Annotated in this window: 6 protein-coding genes; 2 read left to right on the top strand and 4 right to left on the bottom strand. The window is 73.3% G+C overall.

Annotation, left to right across the window (positions count from 1 at the left end; all coding sequences use genetic code 11):
• Positions 1-87 precede the first annotated feature (87 nt).
• Together ACTUAL_RS18215 and ACTUAL_RS18210 are read left to right on the top strand one after the other, a co-directional pair.
• Complete coding sequence (locus ACTUAL_RS18215; protein ID WP_440901111.1) at positions 88-795, top strand: YebC/PmpR family DNA-binding transcriptional regulator; 708 nt, start codon at positions 88-90, stop codon at positions 793-795.
• A 72-nt stretch (positions 796-867) separates the two neighbouring features.
• Entirely contained in the window at positions 868-1,380 is a 513-nt protein-coding gene (locus ACTUAL_RS18210; protein WP_440901109.1) for a DUF4262 domain-containing protein, read from the top strand.
• A gap of 144 nt (positions 1,381-1,524) precedes the next feature.
• Here ACTUAL_RS18210 and ACTUAL_RS18205 read toward each other — a convergent pair whose 3' ends face one another.
• From ACTUAL_RS18205 to ACTUAL_RS18190, 4 genes are all read right to left on the bottom strand, one after another.
• Positions 1,525-1,653: a hypothetical protein gene (locus ACTUAL_RS18205; protein ID WP_440901108.1), complete on the bottom strand. Its 129-nt coding sequence runs from the start codon at positions 1,651-1,653 to the stop codon at positions 1,525-1,527.
• 3 nt (positions 1,654-1,656) lie between these two features.
• Positions 1,657-2,007, bottom strand: coding sequence for a TIGR03086 family metal-binding protein (locus ACTUAL_RS18200; protein ID WP_440901110.1), 351 nt, complete (start codon positions 2,005-2,007; stop codon positions 1,657-1,659).
• A 12-nt stretch (positions 2,008-2,019) separates the two neighbouring features.
• Positions 2,020-2,568, bottom strand: coding sequence for a TetR/AcrR family transcriptional regulator (locus ACTUAL_RS18195; RefSeq protein ID WP_440901107.1), 549 nt, complete (start codon positions 2,566-2,568; stop codon positions 2,020-2,022).
• 21 nt (positions 2,569-2,589) lie between these two features.
• Positions 2,590-4,047, bottom strand: a 1,458-nt coding sequence (locus ACTUAL_RS18190; RefSeq protein WP_440901106.1) for an MFS transporter, incomplete at its 5' end; no start/stop codon positions are given.

The raw sequence follows: 4,047 nt of genomic DNA, 5'->3' as shown, positions 1-4,047 counted from the left end.
TCCGCGCTGCCGCGGGCTGAAGGACTCGTCGGAGGAGACATTAGCGGCCACTCCAAGTGGGCGACAACCAAGCACAAGTAGGCCGCAATCGACGCCAAGCGCGGCAAGCTCTTCGCGCGGTTGATCAAGAACATCGAGGTGGCGGCCCGCACCGGCGGCGGCGACCCCGACGGCAACCCCACGCTGTACGACGCCATCCAGAAGGCCCGCAAGAACTCGGTCCCGCTGGACAACATCGAGCGCGCCCGCAAGCGCGGCGGTGGTGAGGAAGCCGGTGGCGCCGACTGGCAGACCATCATGTACGAGGGCTACGGCCCGAACGGCGTCGCGGTCCTGGTCGAGTGCCTGACCGACAACCGCAACCGCGCGGCCAGCGAGGTCCGCACCGCGATGACCCGCAACGGCGGCCAGATGGCCGACCCCGGCTCGGTGTCCTACATGTTCGCCCGCAAGGGCGTCGTGATCGTGCCCAAGAACGACGGGCTCACCGAGGACGACCTGCTCATGGCGGTGCTGGACGCGGGCGCCGAGGAGGTCAACGACCTCGGTGACAACTTCGAGGTCGTCTCCGAGGCGGGCGACCTGATCCCGGTCCGCAAGGCGCTGCAGGACGCCGGTCACGACTACGAGTCGGCCGACGCGAACTTCCTGCCGTCCGTGTCGGTCCCGCTGGACGCCGAGGGCGCGCGCAAGATCTTCAAGCTGATCGACGCGCTGGAGGACTGCGACGACGTGCAGAACGTCTTCGCGAACTTCGACGTCTCCGACGAGGTCATGGCCGAGGTCGACGCCTAGTCCGACCCCGGCGCACGGGGTCCGGCCGAGTCCGGGCCCCGTGCGCGCCCGTCCCGCGTGCACAATGGCGACGTGTCGACACCCGCGCTGAACCCAGGGGAAGAGACCCTCCGCCGCTGGCTGCTGGAGCAGGCCGAGGTGCACGGCCACGCCATCATCAACGTCCCGCAGGACGACGAGGGCGCCATGTACTCGTTCTCGGTCGGGGCGTGGCGCAGGTTCGGCGTCGCCGAGGCGGTGGTGGTCGGCCTCGACCACGAGTACGCCGAGGTCCTGATCAGGACCTACGTGGACCGCGCCAGCCGGGGCGAGCGGTTCCTGCCCGGCAAGCTGTACTTCGACTTCCTCGAGAACGCCCCGGTGACCTTCGAGCGGGTGTTCCGCGGCTTCTACCCGGAGTTCCTGGGCAGCGCGTTCCTCCTCTACGGCTCGGGCGACTTCGCCGCGGTGCAGATCCTGGTGCCCTCGGGCGACGGGAAGTGGCCGTGGCAGCGCGACGCGCCCCCCGGCTTCGCGGACTGGCAGCTGCTGCTCACCGAGAGCGGCAGGCCGGAGAGCTGGGCGCCGGGGGTCAGCGGGCCCTGACGTTGTCCGGCCGTCGTCATCCCGGCGCGCGCCGACCGCGCACAACGGCCGCGCGCTACCAAGGACGTGGGCGCGGGAGCCCCCCCCGCGCCGCAGCGGACCGAGGGGGAGCGCTCGGACCTCAGCTCCCCCTCGGCGCGCGGATCAGGGTCTGCGCCCGAGCAGCGCGACGAGCCTGGTCTGCGCGTCGGCGTCCGCCCCGACCGGCACCGGGTCGGCGAACAGCCCGCTCCCGCTCCACGCGTCCGCCTCGCGCTCGGCGAACGCCAGCACCGCCTAGGCGAGCCCCGCGTCCACCCGCCGGTCCGCGCCGACCGCGGTGGCCAGGTCCCAGGCGTGCACGGTCAGGTCGAGCGTCATCTGCCACCCGTACTCGTCCGCGCCCGCCTCGCCGGAGCTGAGCCGCACCCGCTTGGCCAGCGCGTCCGGCTCGATCCAGGCCTCCCGCGCGGCGGACGCCGCCAGCACCCACGAGTGCCGGGGGTCGGCGCCGAGCCGGTCGCCGTCGAACCGGTCGCCGACCTGCTCGACCGTGCACCCTGCCAGCAGCTCCGGCGCCCACAGCTGCTCCCGCACGAGGTGGTCCACCAGGTCGCGCACCGTCCAGTCCGCGCAGGGCGTGCCCAGCCGATCAGCGGATCATCCCCGCTCGGCGTCCTCCACCAGCCGGGTGATCCGCTCGGTGAGCCGCCCGCGCAGCTCCGGCGACAGCTCGCCGTAGCCGAGCGCCTGGTACATCCACAGCCCGTCGGCGGCCAGCCGCGCGACCAGCCTGGTGAGCGCCGCGTCGTCGTGCTCGGCGTTCTCGGCTGGCTCGCTCCACCTCGCCAGCACGTCCGCCCACGGCCAGGTCGTCTCCTCGTGCGGCACCGACTCCAGCATCAGCTGCAGGTCCGCCCGCGTCGCGCTCTCCAGCGACACCCGCGCGTACGCCGCCAGCCGCTCGGTCGCCGTGGTGTCGGCGGCCTTCTTGCCCGCCTCCGCCTCCAGTTGCGCCTCCCACTGCTCGGCCAGCCACTGGTGCAGCGCCACGAGCAGCGCCTCGCGCGCCGGGAAGTGGTACATCAGGCCGCCCTTGGTCAGCCCGGCCTCCACCGCGACCGACTCCAGCGTCAACCGGGTCAGCCCCTCCCGCTGGACGAGCGCGAAGGCCGCCTCCAGGATCTTCGTGCGGTTGCTCTGTCGCATTCGGGTGCTCCTCGCGGTGGTTCAGTGCCCGCTGATCGTCCCAGCCCGACCCCGGTCGCCCCGGAGCAGGACCGCCGCGGCCACCGCGCCCGCCACCAGCACCCCGGCCGCGACGAGCAGCACCCAGGTGAACCCGGTGTCGAACGCCGCGAACGCCGGTTCCAGCACCGACCGGTCACCGTTCGCGCTGGTCACGGCCCCGGCCAGGCTCTCCCGCGCGGCCTGCGGCGCGTCACCGGGCAGGTCGACGACGGCGCTGTACACGCCGGTGAGCAGGCTGCCCAGCAGCGCCACGGCGGTGAGGCTGCCGAACTCGTAGGACACCTCCTCGACCGACGAGGCCATCCCGGCCCGGTGCGCGGGCGCGCTGCCGATGATCGCCGACGACGCCACGCCCATCACCCCGCCCATGCCCAGGCCCGCGACCACCAGTCCCGCGATCAGCCAGCCGAGCCCGGCGGGCAGCGCCAGCGCCGTCCACACCACGCCGACCGCCGTCACGGCAAGACCGCCCACGATCAGCACGCGCAAGCCCACGACGTGCAGGAACGCTCCGCCGAGGAGGCCGGTGACCAGCGAACCGGCGGCGGCGGTGGCGACCACCAGCCCGGCTTCGAGCGGGCTGAACCCGGCGACGAGCTGGAACCGCTGCGTCGTCACCAGCTGCACGCCCGCCATCGCGAACATCGCCACGCCCGCGCTCAGCGCGCCCGCCAGGAACACCGGGTTCCGGAACAGCGCGAAGTCCAGCAGCGGGTGCGCGAGCGAGCGCTGGCGGCGGGCGAACGCCCAGAACCCCGCGGCCGACGCGGGCAGCGCCACGGCCAGCACCGGCAGCGAGACGGTGGCCGCCGCCAGCTCCTTGACCACCAGCACCAGGCCGACCAGACCGACCATGACCTGCGACGACGACAGCGCGTCCCACTGCTTCGAGCGGTCGGCGACGCCCTTCGGGGCCACCAGCGCGGTCGCGACGAGCGCCACGAGCAGCCCCGGCACGTTGACCAGGAACACCGAGCCCCACCAGAAGTGCCGCAGCAGCAGGCCGCCCAGCACCGGGCCGAGCGCCGCGCCGACCTCGGCGACGCTGCCCCACACGGCGATCGCGAGGTTGCGCTCGCGCTCGTCGGTGAAGGACAGGCGGATCAGGGCGAGCGTCGCGGGCATCATCGTCGCGGCGCCCACGGCCAGCACGGCGCGGGCCGCGATCAGGACCTCGGGGGAGGTGGCGAAGGCGGCCACGACCGAGGCGGCGCCGAACAGCACGAGGCCGACCAGGAACATCAGGCGGTGGCCGACGCGGTCGCCGAGGGTGCCCGCGCCGAGCAGCAGACCGGCCATGACCAGCGGGTACGCGTTGATGATCCACAGGCTCTGGGTGGCGCCGGCCCCCAGGTCCTCGGTCAGGGTGGGCAGGGCGGTGTAGAGCACCGAGTTGTCCAAGGTGATCATCAGCAGGCCCAGCGCGACCGTGACCAG

This window comes from Actinosynnema sp., assembly GCF_052038725.1.
The sequence above is the reverse complement of the archived record's forward strand: the minus strand, read 5'-3'. Positions and strand labels throughout refer to the sequence as shown.